Below are 23,099 nucleotides of genomic sequence, written 5' to 3'. Positions count from 1 at the left end.
GTAAGCGGATGCCGGCCGCGCAGCGACGCTCGCAGCTTGTCGATATCGCGCGCTCCGTCTTCGCCGAGCGCGGCTACGAAGCGGCGACCGTCGAGGAGATAGCCGCCCGGGCAGAGGTGTCGAAGCCCGTGGTGTACGAGCATTTCGGCGGCAAAGAGGGGCTCTACGCGGTGGTGGTGGATCGCGAGATGGAATCCGTGCTCGACGTGTTCACCCGCGCGATGCTCGAGGACCGCAGCAAGTCGCGCATCGAGCAGATCGCATTGGCGCTGCTCACCTACGTCGACGAGCGGTCCGACGGCTTCCGCATCCTTACCCGGAACAGCTCGGCCGCACACCCCGAGAGCGGATACTCGACGCTGCTGAACGATCTGGTCAGTCAGGTGGAGGTCAATCTGGAGGGGGAGTTCGACCGCCGCGGTCTCGACTCCGAGCTTGCGCCGCTGTACGCACAGGCCCTGGTCGGGATGGTCGCGATGACCGCGCAGTGGTGGCTGGAGGTGCGTGCGCCGTCGAAGGAGGTCGTCGCCGCGCACATCGTCAACCTGTGCTGGTACGGGCTGACGGGGCTCAAGGAGAACCCCGTCGCCATCGAGCTCAGTCAGGTGAGCCGCGACGAATGATCGCGCGCGACTACGGGGCCGTGGTCCCGGCGAAGTTGCCGCCGACCGTGTCGGTGCCGAGGTTCAGGTAGTCCGGCATGGACTCGTGGTCGTCCTGCGTCGAGTTGCTGATGCAGTCGTAGTCGGGGGCCTGGCACGTCTGCTGGCCGGAGCCTGCGGGTGCTGCGTCGGCTGCCGCAGCGGGGATGAGTAATGCGGTGCCGGTAGCTGCAGCAACCGCGAGGAGCGAGATCTTCTTGGGCATGATTCGACGGTGCTCCCGCAGTCTGTGAACAGTATGTCAGCGGGATGTCAAGAGTCGGCAGCGGGCGCAGTCCGGCATCTTTCGCCGTAATCGGACGCGGCCCTCGCTGCTTCGGGGCCACCGGAGTACGAATCGTGTCCGGGGTACCCGCCCGCATACACTGAGGTACGTGCAAAAACCGGGCAGCGAAACCCCACGCCCTCTGAGCGGTCTCGCCGCCGTCGTCGCGTCCGATCCGGGCGTCGCGCAGGTGGTGTCCGACGCCGGTAAGCCGGATCTCGAGATCACGGCGCTGCCCGCGGTCCGGCCGTTCCTGGTCGGAGCCCTCGCCGAGCGTGCGCCCCTGCTGGTCGTGACCGCGAACGGCCGCGAAGCGGACGATCTCACCGCGGAGCTCGCCGAGATCGTCGGCCCCGAGGCACTCGCCCAGTTCCCGTCGTGGGAGACCCTGCCGCACGAGCGGCTCTCGCCGGGCGCCGACACCGTCGGCCGCCGGCTGGCGGTCCTGCGCCGCCTCGCGCATCCCGACGACGACTCCTACGGCCCGCCGCTGCGCGTGGTGGTGGCGACGGTGCGTTCCCTGGTACAGCCCCTCGCACCCGGCCTGGGTGATGCGCCCACGGTGACACTGCGTGAGGGCGTCGAGCTCGACTTCGAAGACCTGATCGAGACACTGGTCGAGCTCGCGTACGCCCGCGTCGACATGGTGGGGAAACGCGGCGAGTTCGCAGTGCGCGGCGGCATCCTGGACGTGTTCCCCACGACCGCCGATCACCCGGTCCGCGCCGAGTTCTTCGGTGACGAGATCACGGAGCTGCGCGCGTTCTCCGTGGCCGACCAGCGCAGCCAGCCCGAGATCGACGCGAGTGTCGTACATGTGCACGCCTGCCGTGAGCTCCTGCTCACCGCCGACGTGCGCGAGCGCGCCCGCGCGCTCATCGCGGAGCACGAGAACGATGCCGCCCTGGTCCAGATGCTCGACAAGCTCGCCGAGGGCATTCCCGTCGAGGGCATGGAGGCGTTGATCCCGGCGCTCGTGCCCGGCGAGCTACAGCTCCTGACGGATCTGCTACCCGGCGGTGCCCATACCCTCCTGCTCGACCCGGAGAAGGTCCGCACGCGCGCAGCGGATCTCGCCAAGACGGGACAGGAGTTCCTCGAGGCGTCGTGGACGGCCGCCGCGCTCGGCGGCGATGCGCCGCTCGACCCGACGGGCATGAACCTCGGTGCGAGCGCCTATCGTTCGCTCGACGAGGTGCATGAATCCGTTGCCGCCGCGGGCCGGCCGTGGTGGACGGTCACGCCGCTCGCATCGGGTCCGGAGACGGATGCCACGCATGTCGTGCTGGACCTGGAACCCGCACCGGCACCGCGGGGTTCGGACGCGGAGGCGATGAAGTTGTTCGCGCGTCTGCGCGCCCACGTCGCGACCGGAGGACGGTCGGTCATCGTCGTCGCCGGATCCGGTACGCGCCGTCGCATCCTGGAGCGCCTGCGTGAATCCGACGTCCCCGCAGCGGAACTCGATTCGGGAGAGGGGCCGCGGGACGGCGTCGTCGGCGTCCTGCGCGGCAGTCTGCAGGCCGGCCTGACGGTGCCCTCGCAGCGGCTCGTGTTGCTCGCGGAGCCGGACCTGACAGGCAACCGGATCGCGGGCGCGGGCGACGGCCGCCGCCTTCCGGCCAAGCGCCGCAACCAGGTCGACCCGCTCGCACTCACCGCGGGCGACCTCGTGGTGCACGACGAGCACGGTATCGGCAGATTCGTCGAGATGATCGAGCGTACCGTCGCCGGCGCGCGCCGCGAGTACCTCGTGCTCGAGTACGCGCCCGGCAAGCGGGGCCAGCCCGGTGACAAGTTGTTCGTCCCGATGGACTCGCTCGATCAACTCTCCCGCTACGTCGGAGGCGAGATGCCGGCGCTCAGCAAGCTCGGCGGCAGCGACTGGCAGAACACCAAGCGCAAGGCGCGCAAGGCCGTCCGCGAGATCGCAGGCGAACTGGTGCAGCTCTACGCGGCCCGCAATGCCGCGCCCGGTCACGCGTTCGGCCCCGACACTCCGTGGCAGCGTGAGATGGAGGACGCGTTCCCGTTCACCGAGACCGTCGACCAGATGACGGTGATCGGCGACGTGAAGTCCGACATGGAGCGCGCGGTGCCGATGGACCGCGTCGTGATCGGCGACGTCGGCTACGGCAAGACCGAGATCGCGGTGCGCGCGGCGTTCAAGGCGGTGCAGGACGGCAAGCAGGTCGCCGTCCTGGTGCCGACGACCCTTCTGGCGGGGCAGCATCTGCAGACCTTCGCCGACCGTATGCAGGGCTTCCCCGTCACGGTCAAGGGCCTGTCGCGCTTCACCGACAGAGCCGAGTCGGACGCGGTGACGTCGGGCATGGCGGACGGGTCCGTCGACATCGTGGTGGGTACGCACCGGCTGTTGCAGACCGGGATCCGTTGGAAGGATCTGGGACTCGTGGTGGTCGACGAGGAGCAGCGGTTCGGCGTGGAACACAAGGAACACATCAAGGCTCTGCGCACGCACGTCGACGTGCTCACCATGTCCGCGACCCCGATACCGCGCACCCTCGAGATGTCGATGGCCGGTATCCGCGAGATGTCCACCATCCTGACTCCGCCGGAGGACCGGCATCCCGTCCTCACCTACGTCGGCGCCTACGACAGCAGACAGGTCGCGGCCGCTGTCCGTCGTGAGCTTCTGCGCGACGGCCAGATCTTCTACGTACACAACCGCGTCAGCTCCATCGACAAGGCGGCGGCACGGCTGCGTGAACTCGTCCCCGAAGCGCGCGTCGTCGTCGCGCACGGCCAGATGGGTGAGGAGCAACTCGAGCAGACGGTGCAGGGCTTCTGGAACCGCGAGTTCGACGTGCTCGTCTGCACCACCATCGTCGAGACGGGCCTGGACATCTCCAATGCGAACACGCTCATCGTCGAACGTGCCGAGAATCTCGGCCTGTCCCAGCTGCACCAGCTGCGCGGTCGCGTCGGACGTTCCCGTGAGCGCGGCTACGCGTACTTCCTGTACGCGCCGGAGAAGCCCCTCACAGAGACCGCGTACGACCGTCTCGCGACCATTGCGCAGAACAACGAACTCGGCGCCGGCATGGCGGTCGCGATGAAGGACCTCGAACTGCGCGGCGCCGGCAACGTGCTCGGCGCCGAGCAGTCCGGCCACGTCGCCGGCGTCGGCTTCGACCTCTACGTCCGGCTCGTGGGCGAGGCGGTCGAGGCGTACCGCGCGGCCGCCGACGGTCGTCCCGTCGCCGTCGACGAGGCTCCCAAGGAGGTCCGCATCGACCTCCCCGTGGACGCGCACATCCCGCCCGACTACGTGACCAGCGACCGGCTCCGCCTGGAGGCGTACCGCAAGCTGGCGGCGGCGCACGACGACGCCGCCGTCGCCGAGGTCCTCACCGAGCTCACCGATCGCTACGGGGTGCCGCCCGTCGAGGTCCTGCGCCTCGCCGCTATCGCGCGGCTGCGCTCGCTGTGCCGCGAGTTCGGTGTCACCGAGCTGACCGTGACCGGTACAAGCCTCCGAATCACACCCCTGGCGCTGCGCGAGTCGCAGCAGATGCGGTTGAAACGCCTGTATCCTGGCGCGACGTTCCGGGCCGCCACAGGGGTGGTCACCTTCCCGCTGCCGCGGGTCGGGAACGGCGGCGTCGGCAGCGAGCGCGTACGCGATGTAGAACTGCTGCAGGTGGTCGCCGACTTCCTGTCCGCGATGGACGGCAAGGCCAAGGGAACCGTCCGGCTCGACGTGCCGCCGGGATACGAGGGGAGTGACCTGACGTGACGGTGATCCGGCTCAACGCAGCGCTGCCGACGCTGCTCCCGGTGGAGGCCCTGCCGCATCTTGGCGGCGCCGTGTACTACACCGAGGAGCTGCCGGTGCGGCTCGCCTGGAACATGCCGGGCGCACAGCCGCTCTTCGGCCCTACGGTCGAGCCGGATGCGGCCGTTCTCACCACCGACGTAGACCATCCCGACGTCGCCGCGCTGCTGCGCGGCGGCCACCGCCTCGTGGCCGCGCCGGCGCCCGCGGGATTGGCGGTTCTGGACACCGTCGCGCTCATCGACCGACTGCGTACCGAGGGGCCGTGGGAGTCCCGGCAGACGCACGCCAGCCTGCTGCGCTTCCTCATCGAGGAGACGTACGAACTGGTCGACGCGGTCCAGCGGCTCGGGGACGCGGCGCCCGGTTCGGCCGCGGCAGCCGCCGCGCAGGACGGGCTGCGCTCCGAGCTCGGCGACCTGCTACTGCAGGTCGTGTTCCAGACCCGGATCGCACAGGACGAACCCGACCATCCGTTCGACGTCGACGACGTCGCGCGCACTCTTACCGAGAAGGTGCGCCGCCGAACCCCGCACCTCGGCTCGGGCGCCACCATCGACGTGGCCACACAGGCAGCCAACTGGGAGCGGCAGAAGGCCGCCGAGCGCGAGCATGACGCCGACCGCGGGGACGAGGCCCCGTCGTGCCTGGACGGCATCGTCGTCGCCCAGCCCGCGTTGGCGCTCGCGCAGAAGGTCTTCGAGCGGCTGCGAACCGCGGGCTTCCCCGCGGAGCTGGTGCCGGACGACGTCCGCAGCCTGCGCATCGATCCCGCCGACGAGTTCGCATTCCCCGAGGTCACGTACCGCACCGCGGTGCTGCGGCTGATGGACCGCGTCCGCTCGGCCGAGCAGCTGATGCAGTCCGGAGTGGCCGAGGACTGGGCGGCCGCGTGGGCGGGCCCCGGCGGTGCGCAAGCCGAGCCTGGAACCTCGCAGGGCGGTTCGGGCGTTGATTCCGGTAACGCCGAGTCCGCCGGCGACGACTCGATGAGCGAGACCGGCGACCCGGACAGTCCGGACGACACCGCGGCCGAACGTACGGACGGCCGCTCGAAGAAGAAGAGTTCGAAGAAGAAGTGACGATGCAGCCTCGGGCCCGGCGTACGCGCGCCGGGCGACACCTCGTTGTCGCGACCTCCGCGGCGCTCGTCGCGGCGCTCGCGGGTTGCGGAGTCATGGGGCCCAGAGTGCAGATCCCGCAGGGCATCCCGCCCGGGCCCGGCAAGCCCGTCCCGTACATCGATGTCAACGGTCCGGGCCGCACCGCCGATCTGCTGAGGACGTGGGCGACTCCGATCAGCGAGTCGACGGGTATCCCGCTTCTCGCGCTCGAGGCATACGGCAACGCCGCCGAGGCGATGCGGCAGAGCAACCCGGGCTGCGGCATCGGGTGGACGACCCTCGCGGGGATCGCTGCGGTCGAGAGCAAGCACGGCACGTACCACGGCGCGAAGATCGCACCCAACGGCGACGTGTCACCGCCGATCCGAGGCGTCCCCCTCGACGGCACCAACGGAAATCGCAAGATCGAGTCGTCGGGCACCGATCCGCACAACCCGAACCCGCAATTCGATACCGCGATGGGGCCGTTCCAGTTCATACCCGAGACGTGGGCGCGCTTCGGCGTCGACGCCAACGGGGACAAGAAGCCGAACCCGGACAACATCGACGACGCCGCGCTCACCGCCGCCCGCTACCTCTGCTATTCCGGCGGCGATCTCACCACAGCCGAGGGCTGGGAGAAGGCTGTCATGGTCTACAACAACTCGATGAGCTACGTCCTCGACGTCCGCGACCGGGCCGCGGCGTACTCGGTGAACGTGCAGCCGTAGCGGCTACGCCCGCTTCTCGCCCTCGTCGGCGGCCTCGGCGGCTGCGAGCGCGTCCTGGCGGCGCTGGGATTCGAGGCGCTCCATCGCGGTGCGGGCGTAGATCATCTGGCTCGTGATGGCCATCTGGCCGCGACCGGAGCCGGAGAACGTGATCAGCCAGTTCAGCACCGTCGACACGCGGTTCTTGTAGCCGACCAGGTATACGAGGTGCAGCAGGAGCCAACCCAGCCAGGCCAGGAAGCCGGACATCTCGATCTTCCCGACCTTCATCACGGCGTCGAACCGCGACACCGTCGCCATGCTGCCCTTGTCGAAGTACTTGAACGGCTTGCGTGTGCGCGGATCGTCCTCGCCGGCCACCGTCTTCTTGATCACGCCGGTCGCATACTTCGCGCCCTGGATGGCGCCCTGGGCCATACCCGGCACACCCTTCACGGCCATCAGATCGCCTACGACGAACACGTTCGGATGGCCCTTGACCGTCAAGTCGGGCTCGACTACCACGCGCCCGGCCCGGTCCACCTCGGTGCCATCGGACTGGTCGGCGACCAGCTTGCCGAGCGGGTTGGCCTGCACGCCGGCGGACCACACCTTGCAGGCGCACTCGATGCGACGCTCGTCGCCGCCGGAGTCCTTGACGGTGATGCCCTGGTAATCGACGTTCGTGACCATGGCGTTGAGCTGGATCTCCACGCCGAGCTTCTCCAGCCGCTCCTGCGCCGCCTTACCGAGCTTGGGTCCCATCGGCGCCAGCACCGCGGGCGCGGCATCCATGAGGATCACCCGGCATTCCGACGGCTTGATGGTGCGGAACGCGCCACGCAGCGTGCGCTCGGCCAGCTCGGCGATCTGCCCGGCGAGCTCGACGCCGGTCGGGCCGGCGCCGATGACGACGAAGGTGAGGCGCCGCTCGCGCTCGGCGGGATCGGTCGTGACCTCGGCGGCCTCGAACGCGCCGAGGATGCGCCCGCGCAGCTCGAGAGCGTCGTCGATCGTCTTCATTCCTGGTGCGTACGTCGCGAACTGGTCGTTGCCGAAGTAGGACTGCTGCGCTCCGGCGGCCACGATCAGGCTGTCGTACTGCAGCACCGTCTCCATGCTCATCAGCTTGGACGTGACTGTCTGGGCCTCGAGGTCGATGGCGGTGACGTCTCCCAGCAATACCTCGGCGTTCTTCTGGTTTCGCAGCACGAGGCGGGTGGTGGGAGCGATCTCGCCCTCGGACAGGATGCCGGTCGCGACCTGGTACAGCAGCGGCTGGAACAGGTGGGTGGTGGTCCGCGACACCATCGTGACCTGCACGTCCGCCTTCTTCAACGACTGCACGGCGGTGAGCCCGCCGAATCCCGAGCCGATGACGACGACACGGTGCTTGTTGGTCGATGCTGAAACGGTCATCGGGTTTCCTTCACTCTCGACAGGGCGCAGACGGCATTGAACATACGTGCCCAACCAGCGGTGGGGTAGGGGATCTGCCGAAACGTCACGTACCGGTCGTCCGCGGTCCACCCCCCGGCGTGCGGTCAGCGGCCGACGAGGGATAGACCGCTGAAGAGATCGATGAGGGGTTGCGGGTACAGGCCGAGCACGACGACGGACGCCGCCCCCAGGACGATCGCGAACCCCGCCCAGCGGCCCACGTCCGGCCGGTCGGGGGCGAACTCCGGTTCCGGGGAGAAGTACATCGTGACGACGACGCGGATGTAGAAGACCGCGGCGACCGCGCTCGCGACCACGCCGATCACGACCAGCCACACGCCACCGTGTTCGGCCGCCGCTGCGAATACGCCGAACTTCGCCGCGAACCCACTGGTGAGCGGGATCCCGGCGAATGCGAGAAGAAACAGAGCCATCGCGGCGGCGAGCCAGGGGCTACGGCGTCCGAGCCCGGCCCACCGGTCCAGGTCGCCGACCTCGCCGCGGGAGTCACGCACGACGGAGGCGATCGCGAACGCGCCGATCGTCGAGAGTGAGTACACGACGAGGTAGAAGCACACGGACTCGATGCCGCGGCTGGTGCCCGCGAAGACGCCGACGAGCAGGAAGCCGCTGTGCGCGATGGCCGAATACGCGAGCAGGCGTTTGACATCCGTCTGGGTCACGGCGGCGACGGAGCCGACGGCGAGCGTCAGCACGGCCACCACCGCGATGACGGGCCGCCAATCGAGCGCCTCGAGGCCGACCATCGTGACGCGGAGCAGCGCCCCGAACGCTGCGACCTTGGTCGCGGCGGCCATGAATGCCGTCACCGGCGTCGGCGCACCCTGGTACACGTCGGGCACCCACGAATGGAACGGCACCGCGCCGACTTTGAACAGGAGTCCTACGCCGATCAGCGCTGCGGCCGCAGTGCCCATCGGTTCGCGCACGACGTGGTCGGTGAGCGACACCGAACCGGTGCCTCCGAACCACAGTGCCACGCCGAACAGCAGCACGGCCGACGAGAAGGCGCCCAGCAGGAAGTACTTCAGCGCCGCCTCCTGGGAGAGCCTGCGCCGCCGCGCAGCGAGTGCGCACATCAGATACAGCGGCAGGGAGAACACCTCGAGGGCAACGAACAGCGTCAGGAGGTCTTGCGCCGACGCGAATGCCATCATGCCGCCGAGCGCGAACATCGTGAGCGGCACGACCTCGGTGTGCGTGAGATCCGCGTCCCGACGCAGCATGAGCGCGAGCGCGGGTAGCGCGGACACCAGCAGGATGCCCTGGATCGCGGCGGCCAGGCCGTCGACGGCGACGGAACCGCCCACCGCAGCGGCAGGCGATCGATGGTCGGTGAGTAGCAGCGCGATGAAGGCCGCGACCACCGCCGCCACCGCCAGTACGGCGTGCGCCGATGCCCGCGCCTTACGGGGGGCGAAGGCCTCCACCAGGATTCCGACGACGGCGGCGCCGAACACGATGAGCATGGGGCTGAGTTGCCCGTAGGCGATGGAGGTGCTCATCGGTGCACCGCCTGCGGCTGCGTGGACGACCCCTGAGTGGACGTCGACACGACGGCCGGGTTGATGACGTCCAGCGCGGGGCGGGGATAGACGCCGAGCACGAAGACGGCGGCGACCAGCGGGACGAGCACGACGAGCTCACGTGGACGCGCATCGGTGACATCGTCCCGAACGGGATCCGGCGGTTCACCCGTGAACATCCGCTGATACACCCACAGCACATACAGTGCCGACAGTACGAGGGCGCTCACTGCGACCACTGCCGCGACGACCCAGCGCTGGTAGGTGCCCACGACCACCATGAGCTCGGATACGAAGGGCCCCAGGCCGGGTAGCGACAGCGTCGCCAGGCCGGCGATCAGGAACACGGCACCGAACCGGGGCGCCAGCTGCCACACGCCGCCGAAGTCGGCGATGCGGCGGCTTCCACGTCTCCCGGCGAGATAGCCCGCGGCGAGGAACAGCGCCGCCGTGGCGACGCCGTGATTCACCATGTACAGCACCGAACCGGCCTGCGCGTCACCGGTTCCTGCGAAGACTCCGAGGATGATGAAGCCGAAGTGGGAGATCGAGGTATAGGCGATCAGCGCCATGACGTCCGTCTGCGCGATCGCCAGGACGGCGCCGTAGACGATCCCGATCACAGCGAGTGCGCCCACCCACGGTGCGAACCTCGCGGACGCGTCCGGGAACAGCGTCAGGCAGTAGCGCAGCATGCCGAACGTGCCGACCTTGTCCACCAGCGCCATCATCAGCACCGCGGTCGGCGGCGTCGACTGTACGGCGGCGCGCGGCAGCCACGAGTGCAGCGGCCACAGCGGCGCTTTCACGGCGAACGCGAACAGGAAGCCGAGGAACATCAGGTCCTGCGCAGCACCGGCGTTCACGCCCGTCGCGAGCGCATGCAGGTCGAACGTGTGCGCCGTCGAGTACAGGCCGACGACCGCCGCGAGCATGACGAGGCCGCCGGCCAGGTTGTAGAGCAGGAACCGCACCGCTGCGCGGGAGCGCTCGGCGTCGGCGGCGCGGGGCTCCTCGGTCTCGTCGCTCGGGGTGCCGCCGAACCCGCTGATGAGGAAGTAGAGGGGGATCAGCATGGCCTCGAAGACGAGGTAGAAGACCAGTACATCGGTGGTGACGAAGGACAGCAGCACCATCGCCTCGGTCGCGAGCGTCAGGGCCGTGTACACCGCTGTGCGACGGCCCTTCTCGGGCGTCGAGGCTAGCAGCAGGATCGGGGTGAGTGCGGCCGTCAAGACCACCAGGACGAGACCGACACCGTCGAGCCCCAGGCGGTAGCCGGCTCCGAAGGCGGGCATCCAACGGTGGGATTCGGTGAACTGCCAACCACCGTCGAACGCGCACGCCAGCCCGACGGAGATCGCGAGCGCCGCCACTGTCGCCACGTAGCCGACGGCGCGCGCCGCACGCGGTACGGCGGCAGCGAGCACCGCACCGACCGCGGGGACAGCCCACACCAGCGTCAGCCACGGCATGCTCATGCGACCCCGATCGCGACGGCGCCGGCGAGCAGCACGATGCCGACCACCATCGTCGCCGCGTACCCGCGGACATAGCCGGTCTGCCAGCGTCGGACGCCGTCCGAGGCGGCGTGCACCGCGACGGGCACGGCGTCGACGGCGCCGCCGATGATCGTGCGGTCCGCGAATGTGAGCGCCGACGTGAGGGCGAGCCCGCCCCGCTCGAAGACGTTGTGGTTCAGAGACTCCTGGTAGAGGTCCGCGCGGGCGGCGGCAGTGAGCGGACCGACACGGGCCGGGGGTGTCTCGGGGACGCTGCGCGTGGCGAGTAGTGCGATCGCGATGCCGACCACGACGGTCACCAGCACGATCGCCGTCACAACCCACGCGGGTGCGACCGCCTCGCCGTGCTCGCCGGGCGAGCCCACGACGGGCGCGAGGAAGTGCTCGAGGCGCCCGCCCAGCATCATGAATGCACCGGCTCCGACGCTGCCCACCGCGAGCACGATCATCGGGAGTGTCATGGAGAACGGCGACTCGTGTGGGTGGACGTCCGGCTCCCAGCGCCGCGCGCCGAAGAAGGTCATCGCCATGACACGCGTCATGTAGAAGGCGGTGATCCCGGCACCCAGGATGGCGGCCGCCGCGAGGACGATGCCCGAGCCTCCTCTCGAATCCATTGCGGCCTCGATGATCCCGTCCTTGGTGAAGTAGCCGGATAGCGGGGGCACTCCGATGATCGCGAGATAACCCAGCCCGAATGTGATCGCGGTGACGGGCATGAACGCCCGCAGGCCGCCGAACCGCCGCATGTCCACACCGTCGTTCATACCGTGCATGACCGATCCCGCACCGAGGAACAGTCCGGCTTTGAAACACCCGTGCGCCAACAGATGTGCGATCGCGAGCGCATATCCTGCCGGGCCGAGCCCCGCCGCGAGGATCATGTATCCGATCTGGCTCATGGTGGAGGCCGCGAGCGCCTTCTTGATGTCGTCCTTGGCGCAGCCGACGATCGCGCCGTACAGCAGTGTCACCGTGCCGACGACGACCACGAAGGCGCGGGCCACGGGCGCCGCCTCGTATACCGGCCCGCACCGCACCACGAGGTAGACGCCGGCCGTGACCATGGTGGCGGCGTGGATGAGCGCGGATACGGGGGTAGGCCCCTCCATAGCATCGCCCAGCCACGATTGCAGCGGCACCTGCGCGGATTTCGCGCAAGCGGCGAGCAGCAACAGGAGCCCGAGGGCGGTGGCGGTGCCGCCTCCCACCTCACCCACGCGTGGCAGGAACTCGCCGAATCGGGTGGTGCCGAACGTCGCCACCACCAGTGCGACGGCGAGTGCGAGCCCCATGTCTCCCACGCGGTTGACGACGAACGCCTTCTTGGCCGCTGTCGCGGCGGACGGCTTGCGCTGCCAGAAGCCGATCAGCAGATAGGACGCGAGACCCACTCCCTCCCAACCGAGGTAGAGCGCTACGAGGTCGTCCGCCAGCACCAGAACCAGCATCGCGGCGAGGAACAGGTTGAGGTACCCGAAGAACCGACGTCGCCCCGGATCGTGGGCCATGTAGCCCACCGAGTACACGTGGATGAGTGTCCCGACGCCGGTGATCAACAGTGCGAAGCAGATCGACAGCTGATCCAGTCGCAGCGCCGGTTCGACGTGGATCCGGGAGCCGGAGAACCACGTGTACGCGACGGACGTGACGCCGCGGGCGCTCCCCGACCGCCCCAGCATCTGGGCGAACGCGACCGCTGCCACGACGAACGACGCCGCGGCCGCGAGCAGGCCGAGCCAGTGACCCCACCGGTCGGTGCGACGCCCGGCGAGCAGCAGGATCGCCGCACCGCACAACGGGATCAGCGGCAGCAGTACGGGAGCGCTCATGTGTAGACCCCTCTCAGTGCCGCATCTCGGCGCCGTCGTCGATCGAGACCGTCTGCCGGGCACGGAAGATCGCGACGATGATCGCCAGCCCCACCACCACCTCGGCGGCAGCGACGACCATCGTGAAGAACGCGAGCACCTGGCCCGTGGCGTCGGCGTGGATGCGGCCGAATGTGACCAGCGCGAGATTGGTCGCGTTGAGCATCAGCTCGACGCACATGAAGACCACGATGGCGTTGCGGCGCAAGAGCACCCCGGCGGCGCCGATCGCGAAGAGCAGCGCGGAGACGTACAAGTAGGCCTCGGGATTCACGTGAGCTCCTTCCTGACCGGCTCCACAGGTCGCCCCGGCTCTCGCGGTGTGAGCGTGCGGTTGACCGAGTCCGGCGCTGGGGCTCCGTCGGGCAGGCGGCCGGGCAGATCGACGGAGTTGCCCAGCGCGTACACGCCCGGGTTGGGGAGCGGGGTCGCGCGGTGACCCTCTCGGAAGCGCAGGATCGAGCGCTCCCGCTGACTCAGTGCAGCAGTGAGCTTCTCGCGGTGCGCGAGCGCCATGGCGCCGACGGTGGCGGTGATGAGGAGCGCGGCCGTCAGCTCGAACGCCCACACGTACCGCACGAACACCAGCTCGGCGAGCGACTCGACGCCTCCCACATCGCGACCTCGCGGCTCCGGGTGCACCGTCGCCCGCGCGATGAGGCCGATCAGCAGCAACCCCAACGCGATACCGACGACAGACGCCGATACACGATGCCCGCGTAGTGCCTCCGTCAAATGCCCCGCACCGTCGGTCTCGTCCTGCGAGACGCCTACCAGCATGACCACGAACAGGAAGAGCATCATCACGGCGCCCGTGTAGACGACTATCTGCACGACGCCGAGGAACATGGCGCCCTGTGCGAGGTACGCGGCGGCGAGCAGGATCATGGTGGCGGCCAGGCACAGTGCGGAGTAGACGGCCTTCGATGCAGCGACCACACCGATCGCGCACGTCACACCGAGCACGGCCACCACCCAGAACACGGCCTGCTCGCCGCCGCTCACGAGTCGACCTCGCCGCGGTAGTAGTCTCCCGCGGTCGTGCCGGGCCGCATCGCGTGCGGCGGCGCCTCCTGTCCATGCTCGAGCGGGGCGAGTAGGTCGTCCTTGTCGTAGATGAGGTCTGAGCGGTTGTCGTCGACCAGCTGGTAATCGTCGGTCATCGTGAGGGCGCGCGTCGGGCAGGCCTCGACGCACAGGCCGCAACCGATGCAGCGGAGATAGTTGATCTGGTACACGCGACCGTAGCGCTCACCGGGGGAGTAGTGCTCACCCCCGGCGTCCGGCGAGGGATTGTCGTCGCCCTCGACGTAGATCGCGTCGGCCGGGCAGGACCACGCGCACAACTCGCAGCCGATGCACTTCTCCAGGCCGTCGGCATACCGGTTGAGCTGATGACGGCCGTGGAACCGCGGCGCGGTCGGCTGTCGCTGCTCCGGATACTGCGTCGTGACCGGTTTGCGGAACATCGTCCCGAGCGTCACGCCGAATCCGGCGAGACCGAGTGGATCCGGCATCGTCATTTCTCCTTTCCGGCCGGGATCGCGCCTACCGCATCGGGCGCGGTGTCGCCGGGCAGGTGTTGACCCGGCAGCGGCGGCACAGGGAATCCCCCGGCCATGGGATCGAACGGGACCGAGAATCGTCCTGGGTCCGGACGCTCAGACGGTTCCTGCTGACGCCGGTGGCGCCACGCCATGATCCCGAGCAGCGCGAGCGTGAACACGAGCGACACGATCGGGGCGATCCACGCGGTGTCGGTCCCGCCCGCGGACAACGTCTCCACCACCCCGGTGACGACTATCCAGAGCAGCGCGGTGGGGATGAGGACCTGCCAGCCGAACCGCATGAACTGGTCGTAGCGCAGGCGGGGCAGCGTGGTACGGAGCAGGATGAAGAAGAACAGGAACGCCCACACCTTGACGACGAACCACAGCACCGGCCACCAGCCGCTGTTGGCGCCCGCCCACAGACTGATCGGGAACGGGGCGCGCCAACCGCCCAGGAACATCGTGGTGGCCAGCGCGGACACCGTTGTCATGTTCACGTACTCGGCGAGCATGAACATCGCGAACTTGAGCGAGCTGTACTCGGTGTGGAAGCCACCGACCAGCTCTCCCTCGGCCTCAGGGAGGTCGAACGGCGCGCGGTTCGTCTCGCCCACCATCGAGACCACGTATACGAGGAACGAGGGGAGGAGCAGTACGATGAACCACCGATGCTGCTGTGCCGCAACGATGCCCGACGTAGACATGGTGCGCGCGTACAGGAAGACCGCTGCGAACGACAGTCCCATCGCGACCTCGTAGCTGATCACCTGCGCGGTCGAGCGCAGTCCGCCGAGCAGCGGGTACGTGGAGCCCGAGCTCCATCCGGCGAGGACGATCCCATACACGCCGATGGACGTCACCGCGAGCACATACAACACCGCGACGGGGAAGTCGGTGAGCTGCAACGGTGTCCGCGTGCCGAACACCGACACCTCAGGGCCGAACGGGATGACCGCGAACGCCAGGAACGCGGGGATCGTCGCGATGATCGGCGCGAGGGTGTAGACGAGGCGGTCCACGCCGGCAGGCGTGATGCCCTCCTTGAGCGCCAGCTTGATGCCGTCCGCCAGCGACTGCAGCGCCCCGAACGGCCCGACGCGGTTCGGGCCGAGCCGGCCCTGCATGCGCGCCATGACCTTCCGCTCGGCGAGGATCGCGACCAGCACCGTGACGACGAGGAAGCCGAAGATGAGGATGCACTTGGCGACGACGAGCCACAGCGGGTCCCGGCCGAATGCGCTGAGATCGGGTTTCACGACGCGCCCCCGTAGTGGATGGCGACTACGTCGCCGGTGGCCGCGGCCAGATGATCGAACACGCTGCTGCCGGGCGAATTCCGCGGCACCCACACGACCCGGTCCGGCATGTCCGTGACCGCGAGTGGGAGCGTGATCGCGCCGTGGTCGGTGCTGACGACGACGGGGCTGCCCTCCACGGCACCGATCTCCGCCGCCGTCGCAGCCGACATCCGTGCCACGGGCGGGCGGGCGGTGGCGGCGAGTTGCCGCTCGCCGTCCTGCATGCGCCCCAGGTCCAGTAGCTGCCGCCAGCTGGCGAGCCGCGCCTGCCCGGCGCCGGCTACCGGGCGGGATCCTGCGGGGCCGGGCTGCCCAGGGCCGGCCGGATCCGTGCGCGCCCGCTGACCACCGCGCGCAGCTGCAGGTTCGGAGCGCCGCACGCCGAGGCGCCGCAGGGCGTCCTGGGCACTGTCGACATCGGCGAAACCGAGATCCGCCCCCATAGCGTTCGCGAGGACCGAGAGCACACGGGCGTCCGACAGCGCGCCCGGGTCCGGCAGCGCCGCGCCGAACGGGCGCTCGCGGCCTTCCCAATCGAGGAACGTGCCGGCCTTCTCGGCGACCGAGGCGACGGGCAGTACGACGTCGGCGCGGTCGGTGACCTCCGACCTGCGCTGCTCGAGAGACACCACGAAACCGGCGACGTCCAGCGCGTGCCGCGTGGCGACGGGGTCGGGCAGGTCGGAGACGTCGACCGCGCCGCACAGCAGCGCATGCACCTCGCCGCGGGTCGCCGCAGCGAGGATCCCGGCGGCGTCGCGCCCCGGGAGCGTGGGAAGGACCGTGCCCCAGAACCGTTCGACGTCTGCACCGTCGTCGGCGCGACGGCCGCCCGGTAGAAGCCCCGGCAGTGCGCCCGCCTCGACCGCGCCGCGGTCGCCCGCGCGGCGCGGGATCCAGGCCAGACGCGCGCCCGTGGAATCGGCGAGCGCGGCGCCGGCCGCGAGGCCCCCGCGCGCCTCGCACAGGCGCTCGCCTACCAGGATCAGCGATCCCGGAGTCAGTCGCCGTGCCAGTGCGGGATCGGCGAGTGCCGAGGCCTCGTCGCCCGGTGGGCACGCCAGCAACTCGCCCGACAGCCGCCCCAATCCGCGGGAGGCGAACGGCGCCACGGAGATCACGCGCGTGCCCTTGCCGACGGCCTTACGCAGCCGCAGGTGCAGGATCGGCGACTCCTCCTCGGGCTCGAGCCCGGCGAGCAGTACCACGGGCGCGCCCTCGACGTCGGCGTAGGTCACGTCCCGCACGCCTGCGACGCGCGTTGTCAGGAACGATTCCTCCTCGGGGGCGGAGGCGCGGCTACGGAAGTCGATATCATTGGTGCCGAGCGCTATTCGTGCGAATGCGGAGTATGCATAGAGATCCTCGACCGATCCGCGTCCGCCCGGCAGCACGCCGGTCGCACCGCGTGCCATACCGTGTGCGGCTGCCGCGACGGCCTCGGGCCAGGACGCCTCCGCGAGTTCGCCGTCGGCACCGCGCACCAGCGGCGTGGTGATCCGCTCCCGGGAGGTCCCGTAGACGAATGCGAAACGTCCCTTGTCGCAGGTCCATTCCTCGTTGACATCGGGATCGTCGCCGGCAAGCCGCCGCAGGACCGCGCCGCGGCGATGGTCGACGCGCAGTGCGCAGCCGCTCGCACAGTGCTCGCATGCGGACGGCGTCGATGTGAGATCGAACGGCCGGGCGCGGAACCGGTATGCGGTGGAGGTGAGTGCGCCCACGGGGCAGATCTGCACCGTGTTGCCGGAGAAGTAGGAGTCGAGTGGCTCGCCCGCAACACCGACCTGTTGCAGCGCACCGCGATCCATCAGCTCCACGAACGGATCGCCGGCGATGTCCTTCGAGAACCGCGTGCACCGCGCACACAGCACACAGCGTTCGCGGTCCAGGATGATCTCGGCGGACAGCGGGATCGGCTTGGGATAGGTGCGCTTGTCGGCCGCGGGGAAGCGCGTCCGATCGCGGCCGGTGGTCATCGCCTGGTTCTGCAGCGGGCACTCGCCGCCCTTATCGCATACCGGGCAGTCGAGCGGGTGGTTGACCAGTAGCAGCTCCATTACTCCACGCTGGGCCTTCGCTGCGGCGTCGGAGGTGAACTGCGTGTGCACGACCATGCCGTCGGTCACCGTCGTCGTGCAGGACGCGAGGGGTTTGCGCTGACCCTCGACATCGACGAGGCACTGCCGGCACGCGCCGGCCGGCGGAAGCAGCGGGTGATCGCAGAACCGTGGGATCGCGATACCCAGTTCCTCGGCGGCGCGGATGACGAGAGTGCCGGGCGCGACGTCGATCGGCGTCCCGTCGATCGTGGCATGGACGGTGGCCGGGGCCTCGGGCGTCGTCGTCATGCGCCACCCCCGGCCGGGACGGGCGCGAATCGGGTCGCGGCGACGGGGTCGAAGGGGCAGCCGCCCTCACGGACATGACGGACGTATTCTTCGCGGAAGTACTTCAGAGACGACATGATCGGGCTCGCCGCGCCGTCGCCGAGGGCGCAGAACGCCTTGCCGAGGATCCCGTCGGCTACCTCGGAGAGCGTGTCGAGATCGCCCTCGGTGCCCTCACCCGCCTCGAGTCGGCGCAGCAGCCGGACGAGCCAGTACGTGCCCTCGCGGCACGGGGTGCATTTGCCGCACGACTCGTGCGCGTAGAACTCCAGCCATCGCGTGACCGCCCGGACCACGCACGTGGTGTCGTCGAATATCTGTAGCGCTTTGGTGCCGAGCATCGATCCCGCTGCGGCCACGCCCTCGTAATCGAGTGGTACGTCCAGGTGTTCGGCGGTGAGCAGGGGTGTCGAGGATCCGCCCGGCGTCCAGAACTTGAGCTCGTGCCCGGGTCGCACGCCGCCCGCGAGCTCCAGCATCTCGCGGAGCGTCACCCCCAGCGGAGCCTCGTATTGCCCCGGACGGGCGACGTGACCGGACACCGAGTACAGCGTGAAACCCGGCGACTTCTCGCTGCCCATCGACCGGAACCAGTCGACGCCGCGGTCGAGCACAGCGGGCACCGAGGCGATGGATTCGACGTTGTTCACGCATGTCGGGGAGGCGTAGAGGCCCGCGACGGCGGGGAACGGCGGCCGCAGACGGGGCTGCCCGCGGCGACCCTCGAGGGAGTCGAGCAGCGCCGTCTCCTCGCCGCAGATATACGCGCCCGCGCCGCCGTGCACCGTCAAGTCCACTGCGAAACCGGTGTCTCCCAGCGGTTCACCGAAGTATCCGGCGGCGTATGCCTCCGCCGCAGCAGCGCGTAGTCGACGCTGCACGCCCAGGACCTCACCGCGTACGTAGATGAATGCGTGGTGGGCGCGGATCGCGTACGAGGCGATGAGAACGCCCTCGAGCAGCGTGTGGGGCGTCGCGAACATCAGCGGCATGTCCTTGCACGTTCCCGGTTCCGATTCGTCGGCGTTCACCACGAGGTAATGCGGTTTGTCCGCACCCGGTTTCGGATCCTCGCCCTCGCGCACCTGCGGGATGAAGCTCCACTTCAGCCCCGTCGGGAACCCCGCGCCGCCGCGGCCCCGCAGCCCAGCGGCCTTGACGGTCTCGATCACCTCGTCCGGCGTCATCGCGAGCGCCTTCTGCAGCCCGCGGTAGCCGCCGGCCTCGCGATAGGCCTCGAGCGTCCACGGCCGGTCCGAGTCCCACTGGGCCGACAGCACCGGCGCCAGCCGTGACAGAGGGCCGCCGCTCGCGCGGGTCATGAGCCGGCCTCGCCTCGCGCGAGCCTCAGGCCGGCCATCGTGGGCTCGCCGCCTGCTCCGGACGCGTCCACGGCGCCGGGCCGCTCGTCGTCGAAACCCGCCAGCAGTCGGGCGGTCTCGCGGAACCCGCATAGCGGGGCGCCTCGGGTCGGCGCGGGCGGCGAGCCCGAGCGTAGGGCATCGACGAGGTCCCGCGCGCGCTGTGGTGTCTGGTCGTCGAAGAACTCCCAGTTGACCATCACGACGGGCGCGTAGTCGCAGGCCGCGTTGCACTCGACATGCTCCACGGTGACCTTGCCGTCCGCGGTCGTGCCGCCGGGTTCGATGCCCAGGTGATCGCATAGGGAGGCGAGGATCTCGTCGCCGCCGAGTACCGCACACAGCGTTGTCGTGCACACGCCCACCAGATACTCGCCGGTCGGCCCACGGCGGTACATCGAGTAGAAGGTCGCGACCGCGGTGACCTCCGCCGCGGTGAGAGCGAGTGTCGAGGCACAGAACTCGATGCCGGCCGGTGTGATGTAGCCATCCTCGGACTGCACCAGGTGCAGCAGCGGGAGTAGCGCCGACCGCGCCTCGGGATAGCGGGCGACGAGTACCGCTGCGTCGGCCGCGAGCCGCGCGGCGACGTCGTCCGGGTACGTCAGGGGCGCTCCGGGCTTGTACAACTGCACCTTCTCCGTCGGCCGTGCGCCCAGCTGCAGATCCACGCTCGTCACCGGTCCACACCTCCCATCACAGGATCGATACTCGCCACCGCGGCGATCACGTCGGAGACCATGCCGCCCTCGCACATCGCCGCCACAGCCTGCAGATTCGTGAACGAGGGATCGCGGAAGTGCACGCGGTAGGGCCGGGTCCCGCCGTCGGACACAGCGTGCACCGCGAGCTCGCCACGCGGGCACTCGATCGAAGTCGTGACCTGGCCGGCGGGAACCCGGAAGCCCTCGGTGACCAGCTTGAAATGGTGGATCAGCGACTCCATATCGGAGCCCATTATCTCGGCGATGTGCTTGCGGGAGTTGCCGATTCCATCGGGTCCGGTCGTGAGATCGGCGGGCCAGCCGAGCTCGGCGCCGTCGACCATCACGGGGCCGGGCTCGAGCCTTCCGAGGCACTGTTCGACGATTCTCAGCGACTCCCACATCTCTCGCACCCGCACCAGATATCTCGCGTAGCAGTCGCATCCGGTCTCGGTGACGACATCGAACTCGTAGTCCTCGTACCCGCAGTAGGGTTCGCTGCGCCGTAGGTCGTGCGGCAGGCCGGTGGACCGCAGGCACGGCCCGGTTATGCCGAGGGCCATCGACCCCGTGAGATCGAGGTAGCCGATGTCCTTGGTGCGACCGATCCAGATCGGGTTGTCGGTCAACAGGTCCGACAACTCACGCAGCTTGGGCGGTAGCGTCCTGAGCAGGTTCTGAACGGCCGGCACGGCTTCGTCGGGCAGGTCCGCAGCGACGCCACCCGGACGCATGTAGGCGTGGTTCATGCGCAGGCCTGTGATGAGCTCGAAGACCTCGAGGATCATCTCGCGCGCTTCGAAGCCGAACAGCATGGGTGATACGGCACCCAGCTCCATTCCCCCGGTGGCGAGGCAGACGAGGTGGCTCGTGATGCGGTTCAGCTCCATGAGCATCACGCGGATGACGTTGGCGCGCTGCGGAACACGATCGGTTATTCCGAGCAGCTTCTCGACCGCGAGGCAGTAGCCGGTCTCGTTGAACAGCGGTGCCAGGTAGTCCATCCGGGTGACGAACGTCGTGCCCTGCGTCCACGTGCGGAACTCGAGGTTCTTCTCGATTCCGGTGTGCAGGAATCCGATTCCGACGCGGGCCTCGGTGACCGTCTCGCCGTCGAGTTCGAGGATGAGGCGCATGACGCCGTGCGTCGATGGGTGCTGCGGTCCCATGTTGACGACGATGCGCTCGTGCCCCGCGGCCTCCTCAGCCAGAGTGTCCCAGTCGTTTCCGACCGCTGTGTAGGTGGTCACGAGTACGACCTCCTCGTATCGGGCGGCGCGATCTGTGCTCCGTGGAACTCGACCCCGATCCCGCCGAGCGGGTAGTCCTTGCGTTGCGGGTGGCCCTCCCAGTCGTCGGGCATCTCGATCCGAGTGAGCGACGGGTGGCCGTCGTAGACGATCCCGAAGAAGTCGTACGTCTCGCGCTCATGCCAGTCGACGGTCGGGTACACGTCGAACAGCGACGGGACGTGCGGATCGGAGTCCGGGCAAGACGTCTCGAGACGAAGCCGGCGGTTGTGCGTGATCGACATCAGGTGCGTGATGGAGCGGAGCTCGGCACCGTCGTCGTCCGGATAGTGCACACCGCTCACGCCCAGGCACAACTCGAACCGGAGATCCGGTTCGTCCCGTAGCCGCCGTGCGACGCCCACGAGGTGGTCGCGCGGCACGCGCAGTGTGACCTCGCCCCGGTACACGACGACGGCCGAGACCCCGTCCGGCCCGGCCGTCTCCGCGAGGCGTGCCAGCACACCGTCGTAACCGGGCGGGAGGGGCTCGGACCCGGGCCCCGGCAGGGCGACGGGGCGCCGCAGCCTCCCGTAGCCCGACGTGTCGCCGCTACCGCTCGAGCCGAACATGCCGCGTCGCTCGCCGACGACCTCCGGCGTGGACGCGGTCGCCGGTACGTTCGTCCCGTTCTCCTCCGTCATCGCAGCAGCCCCTTGAACTCGATGGTGGGGCGGGCGGATAGTGCGGCCTCCTCCGCAGCGCGCACGGCCTCCTCGCGGTGCACGCCCAGGGGCATGTGCGCGATCTTCTCGTGGAGAGCCATCACCGCGTTGAGCAGCATCTCCGGCCGCGGCGGGCAGCCGGGCAGGTAGATGTCGACGGGAACCACGTGGTCGACCCCCTGCACGACCGCGTAGTTGTTGAACATGCCTCCCGAACTGGCGCACACGCCCATCGCGAGGACCCATTTGGGCTCGACCATCTGGTCGTACACCTGCCGGAGTACGGGTGCCATCTTCTGGCTGACGCGGCCCGCGACGATCATCAGATCCGCCTGCCGCGGTGACGCGCGGAACGCCTCCATGCCGAATCGAGCGATGTCGAAGCGGGGGCCGGTCGTGGCCATCATCTCGATGGCGCAGCACGCGAGGCCGAACGTGGCGGGCCACAGCGAGCCCTTGCGCGCGTAGCCGGCCGCGTACTCGAGGGTGGTCAGCAGGAAACCGCCGGGAACCTTCTCCTCTAGTCCCATGTCAGTCCTCCCCGCCGCCACTCGTAGACGTAGGCGACCGTCGCATTGACGAGGAACAGCGCCATCGCGACGAGGCCGTACGTGCCGAGCGCGTCGAGGTGCACCGCCCACGGGTAGAGGAAGACGATCTCGATGTCGAAGACGATGAACAGCATCGCCGTGAGGTAGAACTTCACGGGGAAGCGGCCGCCTCCCTCGGGATGGGGCGTCGGGTCGATGCCGCACTCGTATGCGCTCAACTTGGCACGGTTGTACCGACGCGGGCCGATGAACTGCGCGATTCCGGCTGAGAAGACGGCGAAGGCAGTCGCGATCGCACCGAGTATCAGGATGGGCACGTACGGGTTCACCGGACACGCTCCTTCGCGACGCATCCCGTCGCCGCGGCCCGT

At 69.2% G+C, this 23,099-nt stretch carries 20 protein-coding genes; 4 read left to right on the top strand and 16 right to left on the bottom strand.

All coding sequences use genetic code 11. The features are described 5' to 3' along the window. Nucleotides 1-8 precede the first annotated feature (8 nt). Nucleotides 9-623 (top strand): TetR/AcrR family transcriptional regulator, encoded by a 615-nt coding sequence (locus P0W64_RS07170; RefSeq protein WP_275479422.1) that lies wholly within the window; start codon nt 9-11, stop codon nt 621-623. 10 nt (nt 624-633) lie between these two features. Here the strand turns inward: P0W64_RS07170 and P0W64_RS07165 are convergent, their stop codons facing one another. Next, complete coding sequence (locus P0W64_RS07165) at nt 634-867, bottom strand: hypothetical protein (RefSeq protein ID WP_275479389.1); 234 nt, start codon at nt 865-867, stop codon at nt 634-636. A gap of 169 nt (nt 868-1,036) precedes the next feature. Here P0W64_RS07165 and mfd point away from each other — a divergent pair, with 169 nt between their 5' ends. From mfd to P0W64_RS07150, 3 genes are all read left to right on the top strand, one after another. Then, complete coding sequence (gene mfd, locus P0W64_RS07160) at nt 1,037-4,687, top strand: transcription-repair coupling factor (protein ID WP_275479388.1); 3,651 nt, start codon at nt 1,037-1,039, stop codon at nt 4,685-4,687. Further along, on the top strand, nt 4,684-5,808 hold the full coding sequence (locus P0W64_RS07155) for a MazG family protein (RefSeq protein ID WP_275479387.1): 1,125 nt from the start codon (nt 4,684-4,686) through the stop codon (nt 5,806-5,808). The genes mfd and P0W64_RS07155 overlap by 4 nt, the downstream gene beginning before the upstream one ends. Before the next feature lie 95 nt (nt 5,809-5,903). Further along, on the top strand, nt 5,904-6,560 hold the full coding sequence (locus tag P0W64_RS07150) for a lytic murein transglycosylase (protein WP_275479421.1): 657 nt from the start codon (nt 5,904-5,906) through the stop codon (nt 6,558-6,560). 3 nt (nt 6,561-6,563) lie between these two features. Here the strand turns inward: P0W64_RS07150 and P0W64_RS07145 are convergent, their stop codons facing one another. From P0W64_RS07145 to P0W64_RS07075, 15 genes are all read right to left on the bottom strand, one after another. Beyond that, nucleotides 6,564-7,958, bottom strand: coding sequence for an NAD(P)/FAD-dependent oxidoreductase (locus P0W64_RS07145; protein WP_275479386.1), 1,395 nt, complete (start codon nt 7,956-7,958; stop codon nt 6,564-6,566). A 125-nt stretch (nt 7,959-8,083) separates the two neighbouring features. Then, complete coding sequence (gene nuoN / locus P0W64_RS07140; RefSeq protein ID WP_275479385.1) at nt 8,084-9,505, bottom strand: NADH-quinone oxidoreductase subunit NuoN; 1,422 nt, start codon at nt 9,503-9,505, stop codon at nt 8,084-8,086. Then, a complete protein-coding gene (locus tag P0W64_RS07135) occupies nt 9,502-11,007 on the bottom strand; it encodes an NADH-quinone oxidoreductase subunit M (protein ID WP_275479384.1) in 1,506 nt (501 codons plus the stop codon). The genes nuoN and P0W64_RS07135 overlap by 4 nt, the downstream gene beginning before the upstream one ends. Further along, nucleotides 11,004-12,881, bottom strand: a complete 1,878-nt coding sequence (nuoL, locus tag P0W64_RS07130; RefSeq protein ID WP_275479383.1) for an NADH-quinone oxidoreductase subunit L — start codon at nt 12,879-12,881, stop codon at nt 11,004-11,006. Before nuoL ends, P0W64_RS07135 begins: the two co-directional genes overlap by 4 nt. A 13-nt stretch (nt 12,882-12,894) precedes the next feature. Next, nucleotides 12,895-13,194: an NADH-quinone oxidoreductase subunit NuoK gene (gene nuoK, locus P0W64_RS07125; protein ID WP_275479382.1), complete on the bottom strand. Its 300-nt coding sequence runs from the start codon at nt 13,192-13,194 to the stop codon at nt 12,895-12,897. Next, on the bottom strand, nt 13,191-13,925 hold the full coding sequence (locus tag P0W64_RS07120; protein WP_275479381.1) for an NADH-quinone oxidoreductase subunit J: 735 nt from the start codon (nt 13,923-13,925) through the stop codon (nt 13,191-13,193). The genes nuoK and P0W64_RS07120 overlap by 4 nt, the downstream gene beginning before the upstream one ends. Next, nucleotides 13,922-14,437, bottom strand: coding sequence for an NADH-quinone oxidoreductase subunit NuoI (gene nuoI / locus P0W64_RS07115; protein WP_275479380.1), 516 nt, complete (start codon nt 14,435-14,437; stop codon nt 13,922-13,924). Before nuoI ends, P0W64_RS07120 begins: the two co-directional genes overlap by 4 nt. Nucleotides 14,438-14,439: 2 nt before the next feature. Continuing rightward, a complete protein-coding gene (nuoH, locus tag P0W64_RS07110; RefSeq protein WP_275479379.1) occupies nt 14,440-15,726 on the bottom strand; it encodes an NADH-quinone oxidoreductase subunit NuoH in 1,287 nt (428 codons plus the stop codon). After that, nucleotides 15,723-18,119, bottom strand: coding sequence for an NADH-quinone oxidoreductase subunit G (locus P0W64_RS07105; RefSeq protein ID WP_275479378.1), 2,397 nt, complete (start codon nt 18,117-18,119; stop codon nt 15,723-15,725). Before P0W64_RS07105 ends, nuoH begins: the two co-directional genes overlap by 4 nt. Next, nucleotides 18,116-19,480, bottom strand: a complete 1,365-nt coding sequence (gene nuoF, locus P0W64_RS07100; protein ID WP_275479377.1) for an NADH-quinone oxidoreductase subunit NuoF — start codon at nt 19,478-19,480, stop codon at nt 18,116-18,118. The genes P0W64_RS07105 and nuoF overlap by 4 nt, the downstream gene beginning before the upstream one ends. Next, on the bottom strand, nt 19,477-20,199 hold the full coding sequence (nuoE, locus tag P0W64_RS07095; protein WP_275479376.1) for an NADH-quinone oxidoreductase subunit NuoE: 723 nt from the start codon (nt 20,197-20,199) through the stop codon (nt 19,477-19,479). Before nuoE ends, nuoF begins: the two co-directional genes overlap by 4 nt. After that, complete coding sequence (locus P0W64_RS07090; RefSeq protein ID WP_275479420.1) at nt 20,196-21,434, bottom strand: NADH-quinone oxidoreductase subunit D; 1,239 nt, start codon at nt 21,432-21,434, stop codon at nt 20,196-20,198. The genes nuoE and P0W64_RS07090 overlap by 4 nt, the downstream gene beginning before the upstream one ends. Before the next feature lie 35 nt (nt 21,435-21,469). Continuing rightward, nucleotides 21,470-22,156 (bottom strand): NADH-quinone oxidoreductase subunit C, encoded by a 687-nt coding sequence (locus P0W64_RS07085; protein ID WP_275479375.1) that lies wholly within the window; start codon nt 22,154-22,156, stop codon nt 21,470-21,472. After that, nucleotides 22,153-22,707, bottom strand: coding sequence for an NADH-quinone oxidoreductase subunit B (locus P0W64_RS07080; protein ID WP_275479374.1), 555 nt, complete (start codon nt 22,705-22,707; stop codon nt 22,153-22,155). Before P0W64_RS07080 ends, P0W64_RS07085 begins: the two co-directional genes overlap by 4 nt. Then, complete coding sequence (locus P0W64_RS07075) at nt 22,698-23,057, bottom strand: NADH-quinone oxidoreductase subunit A (protein ID WP_275479373.1); 360 nt, start codon at nt 23,055-23,057, stop codon at nt 22,698-22,700. The genes P0W64_RS07080 and P0W64_RS07075 overlap by 10 nt, the downstream gene beginning before the upstream one ends. Between the last annotated feature and the right edge of the window lie 42 nt (nt 23,058-23,099).

The sequence above is a fragment of the Tsukamurella sp. 8F genome (assembly GCF_029167375.1).
Lineage (GTDB): Bacteria > Actinomycetota > Actinomycetes > Mycobacteriales > Mycobacteriaceae > Tsukamurella.
Note: the sequence above shows the minus strand (reverse complement) of the source record. Positions and strands in the feature narration are given on the sequence as shown.